This is a genomic window from Mesorhizobium sp. P2_E7, from assembly GCF_056403855.1.
The window spans coordinates 2,949,493-2,965,085 of sequence record NZ_JBFUER010000001.1; the positions used below are offsets into that span (position 1 = coordinate 2,949,493).

Here is a 15,593-nt window from a genome sequence, read left to right on the forward strand (position 1 = left end):
GATTACGTGAGAGTGGTATCGGCGGTGCTGTCGTCGGCGAGCAGCTTGGCATCGGTGCCGTCGAAGCAAAGTTCGACCTTTTCGCCCAAGCCAAAACTCTCACCGGTCAAAGGTGAGCGCACGATGGCCGCGGAGCCGTCGGCGAGCTTCACTTCGTATTTCGATTCCGAACCGAGATAGATGGCTTCGGCGATTGTCCCAGACAGGCGGTTGGCGCCATTGGCGCTTTGGCCGGGCCGGCGGAGGCTGAGCTTTTCGGGACGCAGCAGCATCACCGTGCTGGCCTCCCCTGCCAGCCGGCGCGGCGCCGTCACCGTCTCGCCGGCGATGCTCAGCGCGGTGCTGGTGCCGTCGCTTCGCGCTTGCCCCCGCAGCACGGTGGAATCGCCGATGAAGCGGCCGACGAACAACGTTGCCGGTTCGTCATAGAGCTGGCGGCCGGTGCCGACCTGCTCGATGCGTCCGCGGTTGAACACGGCGATGCGGTCCGACAGCACCAGCGCCTCTTCCTGGTCGTGCGTCACATAGACGAAGGTGGTGCCGAGCTCGCGGTGGATGCGCTTGATTTCGAGCTGCAGCCATTCGCGCAGCTTCTTGTCGAGCGCGCCGAGCGGCTCGTCCATCAGGAGCAGCGGCGGGTCGAAGACGATGGCGCGCGCCAGCGCCACGCGCTGCTGCTGGCCGCCCGACAATTCGCTGGGATAGCGATGCGCGAAATCGCCCATCTTGACCATGTCGAGCGCCTTTGCCACGCGCGCTTGCCGGCTCGCCTGGTCAACGCCGCGCAGCGTCAGCGGATAAGCGACGTTGCGGCCGACGCTCATATGCGGGAACAGCGCATAGTGTTGGAAGACGACGCCGATGTTGCGCTTGTGTGCCGGCACGCCCACGACGCTCTTTTCCCCGACCAGAAGCTTGCCGCTGGTCACATCGGTAAAGCCTGCAATCACGTTGAGCGTCGTCGTCTTGCCCGAGCCGCTAGGTCCGAGCAGCGTCATGAACTCGCCCGGCTCTATGCGCAGCGACACGCCGTCCAGCGCCTTGAAGTCGCCATAGGCCTTGCTGATCCCTTCCAGATCGATCGCCGCGCCCCTGCTTGCCTGCACCGGGTTCATGGGCGTCCTTTCCGCTCGCGGCCAAGAAGAAGCATGCCGCCGCCGATCAGGATCGTGGTGGCGAACAAAAGGATGGTGCCGACGGCCGCGACCGTCGGGTCGGCGTCGCGCGTGATGGAAGCAAAAATCTGCACCGGTAATGTCTTGAGATAGGGGTTGGTGATGAACAGCGACACGACGATCTCGTCAAACGAGGTGGCGAAGGCGAAGAGCAGGCCGGACGCCACGCCGGGCGCGATCAGCGGCAGCGTCACCGTGCGGAACGTGGTGAGCGCGCCGGCGCCGAGGCTCGCGGCGGCTGTCTCCAGCCGCCGGTCGAACACTTCGAGACTGGCCGAGACGGCAATGAGCACGAAGGGCAGCGCCAGGATGGTGTGGGCGAGCACAAAGCCGGTGAGCGTGCCGACAAGCTGCGTGTCGAGATAGACGGCGTAGATGCCGATGGCCAGCACCACGCCCGGCACCACCATCGGCGTCAGCATCAGCATGCGCAAAAGGTTCGCCGGCCGCGCCTTCATCCGGTCGAGACCGAAAGCGGCAAGCGTGCCGAGCACCGTTGCCAGCACAGCCACGATCGAGGCCACCTTTAGCGAGTTGAGGAAGCTCGACGACCAGTCCGGATTGGTGGCAAAATTCTGGTACCATTGCCAGGAGAAGCCTTGCGGCGGAAAGGCCAGCGACTTGTTCTCGTTGAACGACATCGGCACCACGACCAGCGTCGGCGCCACCAGCCATATCGCCACCAGCAGGCAGACGAGGCCGAGAAGAACGCGGGTGAGCGGCTTCATCTCCATCAGCGCCGCCCCGCTTCCCGGTGCCTGGACCGCATCACGGGTGCAGCCAGCGCCAGCAGCACGAAGGTGGTGACCAGCAGCACCACGCCCATGGCGCCACCCCTGCCCCATTGCAGCAGGCTCAGCACCTGTGTCTGCACCAGCGTCGACAGCATGGTCGAACGCGGTCCGCCGAGCAAAGCCGGCGTGATGTAGAAACCAAGCGACAGGATGAAGACGATGATCGCGCCGGCATAGACGCCGGGCAACGACAGCGGCAAATAGACGGTGAAGAACGCGCGGGAAGGCCGTGCGCCTAAACTTTGCGCCGCCCGCATCAGCCTGAGGTCGATGCCTTGCATCACCGAATAGAGCGGCAGGATCATGAACGGCAACAACACCTGCGCCATGCCGATCACCACGCCCGTCTGGGTGCGGATCAGCTTGACGCCACTGAACCCGGCCGAGCGCAGCAGCGAGTTGATGACACCGGAATCCTGCAGCAGGATGACCCAGGACAGCGTGCGCACCACGCCGCTGACCCAGAACGGGATCAGCACGCAGAGCACCAGCACCAGGCGGACGCGCGGACCGACCGCGGTCATCAGATAGGCGTAAGGGTAGGCCGCGATGACGCAGACCAGCGTCACCCAGGCCGAAATCGTAAAGGTCCGCTGCAGCACCGTCAAATTCACCGGCGCGCCGAAGAACCAGGTGTAGTTCTGCAGACCCCATTCGGGTTCCGACACGCTGCGCAAAACGATGGTGAGCAGCGGATAGCCGATCACCGCAAAAAGCAGGATGAGCGCCGGCGCCGTGAGCGCGAACGGCCGCCATGCCCGACCCGGCCGCGCGTCGGCGGCGGGTTGGGCGATGGGGTCGGACGCGCTCACGATCTGCCTCTCACTTAGCTGTTCAGTTGCCGGCCATCAGCGCCGCCCACTTCTCCTGCGCCACCGCAAAGTTCGGGACCCAGAACTTGAAGTTCTGCTTGTAGCCCTGCTTCTGGCGCTCTGGCGTGTTGGTCAGGAAGGCGGCGACCGAGGCATCGACCTTGGGCTGCGCGTCGTTGTTGATGGGCGTGTAGGAGGTCTTCTCGGCCAGGATTTCCTGCGACTGCTTGCCGAGATAGGCATTGAGCAGCGCGTAGGATGCGTCCGTATCCTTGACGCCGACCGGGATCGTCATCTGGTCCATCACCACCAGCCAATCCTGCCAGGCCGGCGTATATTTGGCGCCGTTCTTCACCGCCGTCATGGCGCGGCCGGTCCACATCATCAGCATGTCGGCCTCGCCGGACTCGGCGAGCTGTTGCGATTCAGCACCGGTCTTCCAGAAAATGGTATCGGGGCCGAGCTTGCGGACCACATTGATGGCCTTGTCGATATCGGCCACCGTCATCGCCTTCGGGTCGCCGCCGGTGAGCTTGAACGCCTGTTCGAGCAAGCCGCCGGTCGGGCTGCCGGAGCCGTCGATGCCGCGCACGCCGGGGAATTTCTCCGTGTCGAAGAAGTCGGCCCAGCTCTTGGGCGGATTATCCTTGTACTTCTCGGTGTTGTACATCAGCACGACGCCGTAGTTCATCGCCGGCACCGAGCATTCGCCGACCTGGCCTTCCGGGATTTTCGAGACGTCAAGCTTCGTCAGATCCAGCTTCTGGAACAGCTTGCCGCAATAGACATAAGGCGGCAGGTCGTCGGTATCGACGACGTCCCAGGTGACGTTGCCGGATTCGACCTGCGCCTGCAGCTTGGCGATCTCGGTCGGCCCGTCATTTAGCAAGGTGACGCCGGACTTGTCGACGAACTCCTTGAGCGCCGCCGCCTGGCCGTCCTGGTAGATGCCGCCATAGGAGACGAGCGTCAGCGTTTTCCCCTTGAGCGAGCCTTCCTTGACCTCGCCCGCCACCGGCTTTTCCTGCGCGATCGCGGCGGTTGCCAGAACGCCAAGCGCCAGCACGGCACCAAGCCCCAGATGTCTTGATTTCAGCATGATTGTCATTCTCCCATTTGTGGCCCGCATAGGATTGAACCTACCTGGCTGCGAGCGGTTTCCAGGCCGTGTATTGATCGAGTTCGGCGCGCACTGACGTCGGCGGCGCGATGATCCACATCACCTCTGCTCGGCCACTGCCGATGTTCTCGGTGCGATGCGGGGTAGCAGTGGTGTATTCGACGCTGTCGCCCTCTTCGAGGACATGGCGTGCCTCGCCAAGCGAGACCTCGACGACGCCGCGCAGCACCACAAGCATCTCATGCGCGTCGCCATGCGTGTATTGATCGGAGCCGGTCGAGCCGCCGATTTCGAACTCGCCGACATAGACTTCCATGTCGCTCAGCGGGGGACGCGAGAGCAGCATCTTGCGGCAGCCGTCGCTGGGCGGCAGGCTCGGCCGCTCGCTGCGCCGCAGCACCCCGTGCTGCCCGGCAGCACTGTCCTCGAACAGCATCGCCACACTGACCCCCAGCGCCGAGGCCATCTGGTTGAGCGAAGCCGTGCTGGCGCCGGTCAAGCCGCGTTCGAGCTGGCTGATGAAGCTGGCGCTGGTTCCGGTTAATTCGGCGAGTTCGCGCAGCGAAAGCCGGCGGCCAAGGCGCAGGCTCTTCAGCCGCTGGCCCAGCATTTGATGCGCATGCGTCGCTGTCGAGGCGACGCCATTCCTAACCCGAGCCTGGTCGGTGCTCATCCCGTCTTTTTCTCCCACTGAACAATTTGTACAGTGGCACTGTACAACTGGCAAGCGCTGAGTCGGGGAGATTTCGAGATGCCGGCTGAGGCCTACTCCTCGCCCGACAGGTCGCGCCGCGCCTTGTCGAGTTCCTCGGCATAGCGCCGCATCAGATGGCTTTCGGTGAGCAGGCCGAGCACGACGCGATTGTCGAAATCCTCGACCACGGCCAGTTCCTCGGCGCCGGCGCGCTGAAAGGTTTCGGCGGCGGACTGGACGTTCATGGCGGGCACCAGCACCGCATCAGTGAATTTGGCCAGCGCCTGCACCGGCGTCTCGCCGTCGGACGGATCGCTGTGCAGTTCGGCGACGATCAGCACGCCGGCATAGTGCTGGTCCTCATCGACGGCGATGACACGCTGCGCCGAACCGAGCGGCACATCCTTGCGAAACGCCACCAGCGTCTTTGTGGCATCGACGGTGCGGACATCCGACCGCATCATTTTGCCAACCGTCAGATTGCGCATCCAGCCGACATCATGGGCGCTGCGGATCGTCTCGCCGCGCAGGTGGAAACGCCAGGTCGAGAAGGAGTAGCCGAAGGTCTCGCGCACCAGGATCGCCGCCATCAGCGATGCCGCCAGCACGACGCCGGTCAGCGTCAGGTCGCGCGTCGATTCCAGCGCCAGGAAGGTCATCGTCAGTGGCCCGCCGACGACGCCGACCGCAAGCGACGTCATGCCGACGACGGCAGCGACGGAAGGATCGATGCCGGTGGCCGGCGAAATGATCGCCATCACGCCCGCGAAGGCCTTGCCGAGCAGCGCGCCAAGGAACAGCGAGGCAAAGAACAGGCCGCCGCGAAAACCCGAGCCGAGCGAGATCGCCGACGCCGCGAGCTTCAGCACGAAGACGCTGGCGACGACCGCGAGCCCGTAATTCATCGCGAACTCGCGATGCAACGCGCCATGGCCCGAGGACAGCACCTGCGGCGTGATCAGCCCGAGCATTCCAACGGCGAGGCCACCGATCATCGGACGCAGCGAACCGTCGACAGCCAGCCGGGCGAAGCCGCGCTCAACCAGGCTGACCAGATGCATGATAGCGATGGAGGCGGCGCCGCCCAGCAGCCCGAGCAGCAGGAACGGCAGATACTGGCTGGCGGTCAGCTCCGGCAGGCCGGACAGTTCCATCGGAAACGGCACCACGCCGAACATCTCGGCGGTCAGCGACGCGCAGATTGCGGCAGTCATCACCGGCGCGACATTGGCGACGGAGTAGATGCCGATGATCAGCTCAAAACCATAGAAGGCGCCGGTCAGCGGCGCGTCGAAGGCCGCGGCAATGGCGCCGGCGGCGCCACAGCCGACCAGGATGCGGACATCGTTGCGGCGCAGCCGCAGCGCACGCGCCAGCCGTGACGCCAGGCCGGAGCCGACCTGCGTGTAGCCGGCCTCCAGTCCGACCGAAGCGCCGAAGCCGCTGGAGATCATCGTCTGTCCGGCGATGATGAACGTATCGGTGAGCGACATACGTCCGCCATAGAGCGCATTGGCTTCGATCGGATCGACCGGGGTGCGGAATTTCCGCTTCCGCAGCCAGATCACCGTCAGGCCAAGCAGGATGCCGCCGATCGCCGGAATCAGCGCCTGGAACGGGCTTTGCAGGGAAAACATGCCGGAGAGACGGCCGCCGGGCTGAACGCCGAACAGCAGGAAATGCAGGCCTTGCACCGCCTCGCTCATGCCGGTGACCAACACCGCCGAGATCACGCCGACGACACCGGCGAGCGCAACGATGACGATGCCGCGCGCTTCGAGCAGCGGGATCGATCGGATCAGCACCGCGCGCAGGCGACGGGCATAGACCTGAGGTTCGTTAGGCAACGGAGCGGCTCGCCGGGTGCGAGGGATGAAAGCTGCCGTGCCTGTTACGCCCGGCGGCATTGCGTGGCAATCGCAATGCCGACTGCTTGTGGCGCCATTTTGGCGCTGCGGAGCAGATAGGCTTGCTGCCCCGGTTTCAACTTCCGTGCGAGCGTCTGTCGAGCTATATGAGAGGTCGCTTACGCAAGCGATGCAACTATGGTATTTTTGCCCGTCTCTATGTCCCTCAAGGAGGAGAACATGAGTGCGCGGGGATTTTTTTCATTAGCTGTTGGCATGATTTTTTTGAGCTCGTCTGCAGTGAGCAACTCAAGCGTGGATATGCCAGTCAAGTTGAGTATCTCATACCCAACGTCTCTTTTGTCTGGCGACAATCCGGAAAAACAAAGCCGGCCAATAAAAGAGTTTATTCAAACTGCGCAGCAAGACGTTTGCTGTCCTGGCGGCTATCCTTGGTATCGCAATTCAACCAACACCTGCTACGGCAGCTATGAAGACTGCCACGATACCGATGGCGGAGGTTGGTCCTGCAGACAGGTCAACGCCTGCTAGACCTTCTTGCCCCTAGGCCTTCTTAGCCATTGCCTGATCCTCAGGTCGGCTTGGGCTCGCCTGCCTCATAAAGCATGAGGTTGCGCTCGCCTATGCCGTGGACTGCCCAGCTCGCCCGCCAGTCGGCGATGTGCGGCGAGCGAAAATGCGCGTCGAGTGCTGCTCTGTCGCTCCACACCTCCGTCACATGGATGAGCCCTGCGTCGAGCACGTCCTGCGCGTAGGAATAGTCGATGCATCCGGGCTCGGCGCGGCTGCCCGAGATCATGCGCTGCATGGCCGGCCTTGCCTCGTCGAGCCGTTCTGCCGGCAGGCGGATGGTGCCGATGATCACCAGCATGATCTCTCCTCAAGCTTCCGTTCCCTCGGCAGTAGCCAGTCTCCCACCCTCGCGCAAGCTTGGCCGGTTAGGCTCGAAGGGCTGCCCTCATGTTCGGGCAGTTCATGGCTCGGGGACGATATGGCGATCAGCGAAAGCTTAGCGACGGGAACAGTGGCCAAGAACGGCCGCGATGTCTTCTTCGCCATCGGCATCGTCATCATCCTGGCGGTGCTGTTCCTGCCGATCCCGGCCTTCCTCATCGACATCGGCCTCGCTTTCTCGATCGCGCTGTCGGTGCTGATCCTGATGGTGGCGCTGTGGATCCAGCGGCCGCTCGATTTCTCGTCCTTCCCGACCGTGCTGCTGATCGCCACGATGCTCAGGCTATCCCTCAACATCGCCACCACGCGCATGATCCTGTCGCACGGCAATGAGGGCACGCACGCCGCCGGCTATGTCATCGCCGGCTTTTCCAAACTGGTGATGGCCAGCGACTTCGTCATCGGCCTGATCGTTTTCATGATCCTGATCGTGGTCAACTTCATCGTCATCACCAAGGGCGCCACCCGTATCGCTGAAGTCGGCGCCCGCTTCACCCTCGACGCCATCCCCGGCAAGCAGATGTCGATCGACGCCGACCTGTCCGCCGGCATGATCGACGACAAGACGGCGCAGTTGCGGCGTAGGGAACTGGAAGAGGAAAGCTCCTTCTTCGGTTCGATGGACGGCGCCTCGAAATTCGTGCGCGGCGACGCCATTGCCGGCCTGATCATCACCGCCATCAACATCGTCGGCGGCATCGCCATCGGCTACATCAGGCACGGCATGGGCATGGGCGAAGCCGCCGATGTCTTCATCAAGCTGTCGGTCGGCGACGGTCTCGTCACCCAGATCCCGGCGCTGATCGTTTCGCTCGCCGCCGGCCTGCTTGTGTCCAAGGGCGGCACCCGCGGCTCGACCAACCAGGCGGTGTTCGGCCAGCTCGGTGCCCATCCGCGCGCGCTCTACGTCGCGGCCTCGCTGCTCGTCCTGCTCGGCCTGATGCCCGGCCTGCCGTTCTTCCCGTTCTTCACGCTCGCCGCCGGCATGGCCGGCCTCGGCTACGTCATCCCGATGCGCGCCAACCGTGAGGCTGCCGCCGTCGAAGCGCTCAAGGATCAGGAGAAGGCGAACAAGGTCGAGGAGGAGAAGAACTCGGTCAAGGCTTCGCTCACCACCGCCGAGATCGAGCTTCTGATCGGCAAGCAGCTGTCGACGCGGCTTCTGGTGTCGCACCAGGAACTGGTGTTCCGCATGGCCAAGATGCGCAAGAAGTTCGCCACCCAATACGGCTTCGTCGTGCCGGAAGTGCGCGTCGCCGACGATTTCGGCATCCCGCCGAAAAGCTACCAGATCAAGGTCCACGGCACCGTCGTCGCCGAATACCAGATGCGCGTCGGTGAGATCATGGTGCTGCTCGGCACCCGTGACCTGCCCGACGTTCCGGGTGAGGAAATCCGCGAGCCGGCTTTCGGCATGCGCGCCTTCTCGGTACTCGAAACCTTTGCCGAGGATCTGAAGCGCGAGAACTACACCTTTGCCGACAACATGTCGGTGCTACTCACCCATCTCTCCGAGGTGATCCGCAACAACCTGCCGCAGCTTCTGTCCTACAAGGACATGAAGGCGCTGCTCGAACGCCAGGACCCGGAATACAGAAAACTCGCCGACGAAATCTGCACCTCGCACATCTCCTACCCCGGCCTGCAGGCGGTGCTGAAACTGCTGCTCGCCGAGCGCGTCTCGATCCGCAATCTGCACCTGATCATCGAGGCCATCGCCGAGATAGCGCCGCATGTGCGCCGCACCGAGCAGATCGTCGAGCATGTCCGCATCCGCATGGCCCAGCAGATCTGCGGCGACCTCTCCGAAGGCGGCATGCTCAAGGTGCTGCGCCTCGGCAACCGCTGGGATCTCGCCTTCCACCAGAGTCTCAAGCGCGACGCCAAGGGCGAGGTGCGGGAATTCGACATCGACCCGCGCCAGCTGGAAGAATTCGGCCAGGACGCCACCAAGGCGATCCGCAAGCATCTCGAAGCCGGCGAGCGTTTTGTCCTCGTCACCGCGCCCGATGCCCGGCCCTATGTGCGCATGATCATCGAGCGGCTGTTCACGACGCTTCCCGTTCTCAGCCACGTCGAAATCGCCAAGGGCGTCGAGATCAAGGTGCTCGGGACAATCTCGTGAACGTATTGTCGCAAGGCGTCGTCATCGCCGCCTTCCTCGCCTTCTGCCGCATCGGCGCCTGCTTCATGCTGATGCCGGGCCTGTCCAGCGCCCGCGTGCCGGTCCAGGTCCGGCTCTTCGTGTCGATCGCCGCCACCGGTGGCCTGCTCGCCTTCCTGTGGGACAAGATCTTTCCCTTCGTCGATGCGCGTCCGCAGGTGCTGGCGCCGATGATCATTTCGGAACTGCTCGTCGGCGGGCTGATCGGCGCCATGACCAGGCTCTACATGGAAGCGCTGCGCTTCATGGGCTCGGCCATCGCCATGCTGATCGGCTATGGTGGCACGGGTGGACCGGCCATCGAAGAGCCGGAGCCGCAGGCGGCGCTCGCCGCCATCATCTCGTTTTCGGCGCTGCTGCTGCTCTTCGTCTTCGATTTCGACCACGAGATCATCCGCGCTCTGGTCGCTTCCTACACGGTGGCGCCGGTCAACGTCTTCTTCAACCCGCAGGCCGCACTGGTCGATCTCACCGACACGGTGTCGGACGCCTTCTTCCTGGTCATCCGGCTCGGCAGCCCATTCATCGCCTATGCCATTCTGGTCAATCTGACCATCGGCTTCGTCAACAAGATGACGCCGCAGATCCCGGTCTATTTCATCTCGCTGCCCTTCGTCATCGCCGGCGGCATGATCATCTTCTACTTCGCCATCGGCACCATGCTGTCGCTGTTCGTCGACGGCTTTGTCGACCTGACGCTGGCGAGGTGAGATGACCACGCGCAAGGAACGGCTGAAGAAACTGGTCAAGGTGCAGGAGCAGCTGAAGGCGCTGCACGAGACCCGCCATGCGAGTTTCCTGGCGGCGGCGGCAACCGCCGAGACCGAGGCCAAGGAACTGGTCCAGCATTTCGACGCCGACCAGTCGATGGCGGTGCTGTTCCCTGACCTTTACCATCGCCGTATCGCCAACGCCCTGGTGCGCCAGGAAGCGAGCCTGGAAAGCGCCAGGCAGGAGGTCACCCTCATCGCCACCGCGACGGCGCGCACCAACATGGTCGAGCGCGCCTACAAGGACGTGCGCCGGCAGGACGAGCGCGAACGCTCCGACCGCGATCGGCTCGATCTGATTGGGCAAAAGCGGGGACAAGAGTAGCTGCTGGGAATTTACCGCCATGCCCGTTCGATAATGGCAACGTCGTTTGACGCCGCTGGGGACGCTATCCGGCGAACAGGGCCAGACTTCCGCTGGAGATGATTGACGCTTTTGCCGGCGCCATTGGCTGGAGCGCCTTCCCGGACGAGGCGTGTCGCGTCAGATCCTGCGGAGCGCATCGGCGGGGAGAAGGCGCGTGGCGCGCCAGGCCGGGTAGAGCGCGCCGAGAGGCCCGGCGATGAAGACAAAGATCAGCGCCTGCGCGATCGACCAGCCTGACAGGTAAGGCACGATCAACCCCGCCGCAAAGTTTGTCTTCGCCGCCATCTCCATCGTGAGGACGCCCAAAACAATCCCGATTACCCCGCCGGCTGCGCTCATGAACAGGCCTTCGATGAGAATGAGTCGAAGAATCCGCCGCGGTGACCAGCCAAGCGCCGCGAGAACTCCGATCTCGAACGTCCGTTCGTTCACGGCCATCAGAAGTGTGTTGGCAACGGCGACAGAGGCCATCGCCATGACGACCAGTGAAATTGTCTGGGCAATCGCCCGAAGCAGATCGAAGATGCGGATGCTGCTGGCAAACTGCTCGGTGTCGCCGACCTCAAACCCCTGTGCGGCTGCGATGAGCTGGGTTCGGGCACCAGCGATGTCGTTTTTGTCGAGCGGGCGCTTCAACCTCACCTCGTACAAGGTAAACACGTCCTCCCGCGACAGGAGTTGCTGCAGTCCTTCGAGCGGAACGATCGCGCTGTTCCGGTTCAGCATGGACGAAAACGACGCGATGCCGACAATCTCATAGGGCTGGAATTGCAGCTCGACCGTATCACCGACCCGCTTGTCCAATGCGCTGGCGATCGACTCGCCAAGGATCACGGACCACTGGTCCCCCGGTGCAGGGAGCCGCCCCGCTACGAGGTGCATGTCTTTCCACAGGAAGCTGTCGCTCGGCCAGCCGGCCATGACAATGTTTGCGGCGTCGTCAGCGGTGGTGATGTTCAGGAGAACGCCCGACACGGCCTCGACGTTCGGCACCGCGGAAAGCCCGGAGCCCAGCGATCTGGGCACGGTGCTGCTCACCAGGTTGAACGCGCTGCGCTGGCTTACCACCAGATCCGCACCGTTCTCGTCGATTCCCGATGCAAACGAATGCTGGACGCCAGCGGTCAGGCCGGTAAGCGCCACAAACCCCGCCACCGCCAGAGCGATGCCGAGAACCGTGAGCAGGGTGCGAAGCGGGCGCGCAATGAGACCGCGCAACGGAAGGGTCAGCTCTGTCATGGATCAGCCGATCCGCGACGCTGGCGCGGGCGCAAGCGTCGCCGCCATTCGGCTGTCCGAACGGATGCGGCCGTCGGTGATTTCGACGCGCCGCCGGCACAGTGCGGCCACGTCCTCGTCATGCGTCACCACGATCACCGCGGTACCGAACTCGCGATGCACGTTGCCGATGATGCTCATCACGGACTGGCTCGTCTGCACGTCGAGGCTTCCTGTCGGCTCGTCCGCAACGAGCAGCTTCGGACGGTTGGCAAGCGCCCGCGCAATGGCAAGCCGCTGGCGCTCCCCGCCCGAAAGCTCGGCCGGCCGGAGCGTAGCGCGTTCGGCAAGACCGAAATGTGCCAGAAGCTCGAGCGCGCGAACGCGACGCTGCCGCGCTCCGCCGAGGTTTCCCAACAACGCCACCTCGATGTTCTCGCGCGCCGACAGGGACTGGAGCAGGAAGAAGTTCTGGAAAACGATGCCGATCCTGCTGGCCCGCACCGCCGCCCATGCGGCCCTGCCGTTGATGGCCCGTCCTTCGAACCGAACTTCGCCCCGCGTCGGCCGGTCGAGCCCACAGACCAGGTTCAGGATCGTGGACTTGCCGCTCCCGCTGCGGCCGACAATGGCGACGGTCTCATCGTCCTCGATCGCGAGCGACACGTCGTCAACGGCGACAATGCGGCCGCCGTCAAAGTCGCGGCCGACATTGCTCAATTCGACGAGGGAGGACATGAGAGCCAGCGAGAAGTCATAGCCGACCTTTCCTGATATCGGCGACAAGCGCGGGGATCGAGCCGCCGTTGGAGGCGAGCAGCTGGGCAACGCGGTCCCGCTGCTGCACCGTCACGGAGCCACCGTCGACAAAGACATCGCCGATACAGAGTTGTCCGCGGCAGTGGCGGACACGCCAGTCCACGGACGTTGGGCCGTGCAGCGGCCGGCGGAATTGGCTTCGCACCAGAATGTCACCATTGGCCAGGGCCTTTGTACCGAGCACGGTGAGAGTCTTGTCCTGCGTCCGCTCCAACCTGTCGGCCAGCCTGTGCGCGATGGCATAAAGGAGCGCATCGACCACCGAGGCGCGGTCGTCTGCACTCGCCCGGCGCCAATACGTCCCGAGCACGGCTTGCGCGATCCCCCTACCGTCGAACGCCGCGGAGATCGAACGGAGCTGCCCATCTGCGGATCCACCGTGCCCAAGCGCGATCGCCGCCTGGCGCACAGTCTCGACCAACCTGACCGCATCACGCTGCTCATCGGCAGATGCGGAAAGCGGTAGGACGCAGGTCGCCATCAACAGAGGGACGAGCAACAGCCGGGCGAAGGCTGCCAAGCTTGCGTGCGACCATCGGGCTGTCGTCATCATCTCATGTCATCCAATGCGCGGTTGGCTGTCAACATTGAGATTGGGCGTGCCGGGAGCCTGCGCCGGCGCATGCCCAAAAGCGGCTGCCAGCGGTGCGAGGCGAGCGGTGCGCGCTTTCTGCCTTTCCGTCAGGTGGGGATGGCGGTCGCGCACCTGTTTGCCGAATGTCGAGGCGACCTGCAGCATCCGCTCCTCGCAGCCGCGGAAAAATGGCAGGCCGAGTTCGCCATAGATACGCTTCATCTCGCCGACGGGGTCGGCAGTGAGATCCTGCAGCCGCACTTCCGCGAGGTCGGCGGCTGGAATCTGGGCTCTGTCCGCCAGATAGTGCGTCTCCGTCGCGAGATATTCGTGAGCGATGATCTCCTCCTGCTCGTCCTCGGCCAATGGCGGCTGCAGGGCGAATGCACGTTGCAATTCGCGCACCAGAAGGAGGTTGGACCGGAACACGACTTCCGGCGAACGGGAGATGTGGACAAACTTGGCGCCCGGGAACAGTTCCCGGAGGTAGCGGACGCGCGCCGTATGGCTAGGCGACTTGAGCAGAAGTCGTCGCCCGCCTGCAACGAGCGTGAGCTTCTGGACGAAACCGAACTGATGTGAGCGCCAGCGGCTTAGCTCCGCCGCCGAAAGCCCGTCGAGATCGTGAAATCGATTGAAGAAGGCTTGCCGGCGGGGGAGCACGGCACGTCCCGCGAGGACGGACATCCCACCCAGATTGTTCAGCGCGAAGTCATCCTCTGCTGGCAGCCTAGCGCCCATGGGCACGACTGCGTCGAGGCGCGTCAACGGCAGCAAGGGGACGAAAAGGTAGCGCAGCAGAGCCCAGCCAAGAACGAATGTCTGAGGCGCCAGGACCTGCTGCCAGCTCGGCGATCTCAGGTTCGGATCGGTTGCCAGCAGGTTCTGCAAAAACGTCGTCCCCGATCGGAAGTAGCCGAGAACGAACACAGGAGCGTTGTCCCGCTCCATCCGGGGAGGTCGCAGCCGCAGCCATGCCCAAAGGATCACGCGCTCCGGCAGGGAGGCGATCGTGTTGATGCCGGAAAGCAGGAGCAGGAGCACCAGGCGCGGCCAGTAAGCCGGAGGGATTTTGCCCTCCGCGTACCACAAGACCCGCAGCACGGCGTCAAGAGGCGCCACACACATAAAGTGCGGAGACGGCAAATACGGCACCAGCCAGCGCTCTGCGAAAGCTCGGATGCGGTGCTGGATAGTGTTCGATGCCATCAGGCTGTCCTGAACATCATGGTCTCGGTGGTCAATCCTGGGCCGAACGCCATGCCGCAGCCGAGCAGGCCCGCCGGCTCCTTCAGCATTTCGGCCATCACGAACATCACGGTTGCCGATGACATGTTGCCATATTGCCGGAGCACTTCGCGCGATGCGGCGAGCGCGGTCGGCTCCAGTTTGAGTGCCCGCTCAACCGCGTCGAGCACGGAGCGGCCGCCGGGATGCACCGCCCACAAATCGATCTCGCTCGCAGGCCTGCCGCCGAGGATGGCCGCACGGTCGTTGCGCAGTGTCTCACGCACCGCGCCCGGAACCTGGCCGGACAGCACCATGTCAAAGCCGTCGTCGCGGATGTGCCAGCTCATCAGCTCCTTGCGCTCCACTGCCACGATGGCGTGGAAGCTTTCGAGCAGGATGCCGTGCGGCTCGGCCGTGACCAGCGCGGCCGCGCAGCCGTCGCCCCACAGGCAGAACGAGATGAGCTTCTCAAGCTCGGTGGCTTCCCTGAAATGCAGCGTGCACAATTCGATGTTGACGATCAGCACGCGGGCTTTCGGGTCGGAGCGCACGATATGGCGCGACAGCTTCAAGGCGTTGATGGCGGCATAGCATCCCATGAAGCCGATGATGGTGCGCTCCACCGACGTCGCCAGGCCACATCGCTGCACCAGTTCGAGGTCGATGCCGGGCGCCGAAAAGCCGGTGCAACTCGTCACGATCAAATGCGTGACCGCCGAGCGGTCGTCGTCGGCCAGCAGCTTGTCGACGGCTTGTTGCGCCAGCTCCGGCGCCGCGGCTTCGTACATCTCCATGCGGATTGCGGTGCTGGCGAACGAGCCCCTGACCGAGGTGCCGTCGCGGTCGATTGCCCCACCGCCCGGATCGTCGGCAGGCGCAAAGCAGGAATAGCGATGTTCGATCCCGGCCAGAGCGACCATTCGCTCGAAGAGCGCTAGGCGCTGGGCATCGTCTTCAAGCAGCAAAGCTCCATAGCGGAGGTAGAACTGATGCACGTCGTGTTCTGGAACTGACGTGGCAATGCGGTTCAGATA

The 15,593-nt window shown here is 63.9% G+C and carries 16 protein-coding genes; 4 read left to right on the forward strand and 12 right to left on the reverse strand.

Annotated features, from left to right (window positions below; genetic code table 11):
• Window positions 1–2: 2 nt before the first annotated feature.
• The 6 genes from AC1DYC_RS14510 to AC1DYC_RS14535 all read right to left on the reverse strand — a co-directional run bounded on the left by AC1DYC_RS14510 (window position 3) and on the right by AC1DYC_RS14535 (window position 6,502).
• Window positions 3–1,115 carry an ABC transporter ATP-binding protein gene (locus tag AC1DYC_RS14510; RefSeq protein ID WP_477407263.1) on the reverse strand — a complete coding sequence of 371 codons (1,113 nt, stop codon included), beginning with the start codon at window positions 1,113–1,115 and terminating at the stop codon, window positions 3–5.
• Window positions 1,112–1,909, reverse strand: coding sequence for an ABC transporter permease (locus tag AC1DYC_RS14515; RefSeq protein ID WP_477407265.1), 798 nt, complete (start codon window positions 1,907–1,909; stop codon window positions 1,112–1,114). Before AC1DYC_RS14515 ends, AC1DYC_RS14510 begins: the two co-directional genes overlap by 4 nt.
• Window positions 1,909–2,781 (reverse strand): ABC transporter permease, encoded by an 873-nt coding sequence (locus AC1DYC_RS14520; protein WP_477407267.1) that lies wholly within the window; start codon window positions 2,779–2,781, stop codon window positions 1,909–1,911. The genes AC1DYC_RS14515 and AC1DYC_RS14520 overlap by 1 nt, the downstream gene beginning before the upstream one ends.
• Window positions 2,782–2,803: 22 nt before the next feature.
• Window positions 2,804–3,880 carry an extracellular solute-binding protein gene (locus AC1DYC_RS14525; protein WP_477407269.1) on the reverse strand — a complete coding sequence of 359 codons (1,077 nt, stop codon included), beginning with the start codon at window positions 3,878–3,880 and terminating at the stop codon, window positions 2,804–2,806.
• Window positions 3,881–3,920: 40 nt separating this feature from the next.
• Window positions 3,921–4,574 (reverse strand): helix-turn-helix domain-containing protein, encoded by a 654-nt coding sequence (locus AC1DYC_RS14530; protein WP_477407271.1) that lies wholly within the window; start codon window positions 4,572–4,574, stop codon window positions 3,921–3,923.
• A 92-nt stretch (window positions 4,575–4,666) separates the two neighbouring features.
• Window positions 4,667–6,502, reverse strand: a complete 1,836-nt coding sequence (locus AC1DYC_RS14535) for a chloride channel protein (RefSeq protein WP_477407273.1) — start codon at window positions 6,500–6,502, stop codon at window positions 4,667–4,669.
• Window positions 6,503–6,682: 180 nt separating this feature from the next.
• On the opposite strand from AC1DYC_RS14535, the gene AC1DYC_RS14540 reads away from it, so the two are divergent.
• Window positions 6,683–6,994 carry a hypothetical protein gene (locus AC1DYC_RS14540; protein ID WP_477407275.1) on the forward strand — a complete coding sequence of 104 codons (312 nt, stop codon included), beginning with the start codon at window positions 6,683–6,685 and terminating at the stop codon, window positions 6,992–6,994.
• A gap of 40 nt (window positions 6,995–7,034) precedes the next feature.
• On the opposite strand, the gene AC1DYC_RS14545 is transcribed toward AC1DYC_RS14540, so the two are convergent.
• Complete coding sequence (locus AC1DYC_RS14545) at window positions 7,035–7,334, reverse strand: putative quinol monooxygenase (RefSeq protein ID WP_477407277.1); 300 nt, start codon at window positions 7,332–7,334, stop codon at window positions 7,035–7,037.
• Between the two features lie 120 nt (window positions 7,335–7,454).
• Here AC1DYC_RS14545 and flhA point away from each other — a divergent pair, with 120 nt between their 5' ends.
• From flhA to AC1DYC_RS14560, 3 genes are read left to right on the forward strand one after another with little or no spacing between them, the layout of a single operon-like run.
• Entirely contained in the window at window positions 7,455–9,542 is a 2,088-nt protein-coding gene (gene flhA / locus AC1DYC_RS14550) for a flagellar biosynthesis protein FlhA (protein WP_192254471.1), read from the forward strand.
• Window positions 9,539–10,291 (forward strand): flagellar biosynthetic protein FliR, encoded by a 753-nt coding sequence (fliR, locus tag AC1DYC_RS14555; protein WP_477407279.1) that lies wholly within the window; start codon window positions 9,539–9,541, stop codon window positions 10,289–10,291. The genes flhA and fliR overlap by 4 nt, the downstream gene beginning before the upstream one ends.
• Before the next feature lies 1 nt (window position 10,292).
• Window positions 10,293–10,676, forward strand: coding sequence for a hypothetical protein (locus tag AC1DYC_RS14560; protein WP_477407281.1), 384 nt, complete (start codon window positions 10,293–10,295; stop codon window positions 10,674–10,676).
• Window positions 10,677–10,835: 159 nt separating this feature from the next.
• Here AC1DYC_RS14560 and AC1DYC_RS14565 read toward each other — a convergent pair whose 3' ends face one another.
• The 5 genes from AC1DYC_RS14565 to AC1DYC_RS14585 are packed head-to-tail and all read right to left on the reverse strand — an operon-like array spanning window position 10,836 to window position 15,554.
• Window positions 10,836–11,957, reverse strand: coding sequence for an ABC transporter permease (locus tag AC1DYC_RS14565; RefSeq protein ID WP_477407283.1), 1,122 nt, complete (start codon window positions 11,955–11,957; stop codon window positions 10,836–10,838).
• A 3-nt stretch (window positions 11,958–11,960) separates the two neighbouring features.
• Window positions 11,961–12,722, reverse strand: coding sequence for an ABC transporter ATP-binding protein (locus AC1DYC_RS14570; protein ID WP_477407285.1), 762 nt, complete (start codon window positions 12,720–12,722; stop codon window positions 11,961–11,963).
• Complete coding sequence (locus AC1DYC_RS14575) at window positions 12,691–13,308, reverse strand: Tgt2/MlaC family protein (RefSeq protein ID WP_477407287.1); 618 nt, start codon at window positions 13,306–13,308, stop codon at window positions 12,691–12,693. Before AC1DYC_RS14575 ends, AC1DYC_RS14570 begins: the two co-directional genes overlap by 32 nt.
• Before the next feature lie 6 nt (window positions 13,309–13,314).
• Window positions 13,315–14,538: a sulfotransferase family protein gene (locus tag AC1DYC_RS14580; RefSeq protein ID WP_477407289.1), complete on the reverse strand. Its 1,224-nt coding sequence runs from the start codon at window positions 14,536–14,538 to the stop codon at window positions 13,315–13,317.
• Complete coding sequence (locus tag AC1DYC_RS14585; protein WP_477407291.1) at window positions 14,538–15,554, reverse strand: type III polyketide synthase; 1,017 nt, start codon at window positions 15,552–15,554, stop codon at window positions 14,538–14,540. Before AC1DYC_RS14585 ends, AC1DYC_RS14580 begins: the two co-directional genes overlap by 1 nt.
• Window positions 15,555–15,593 lie beyond the last annotated feature (39 nt).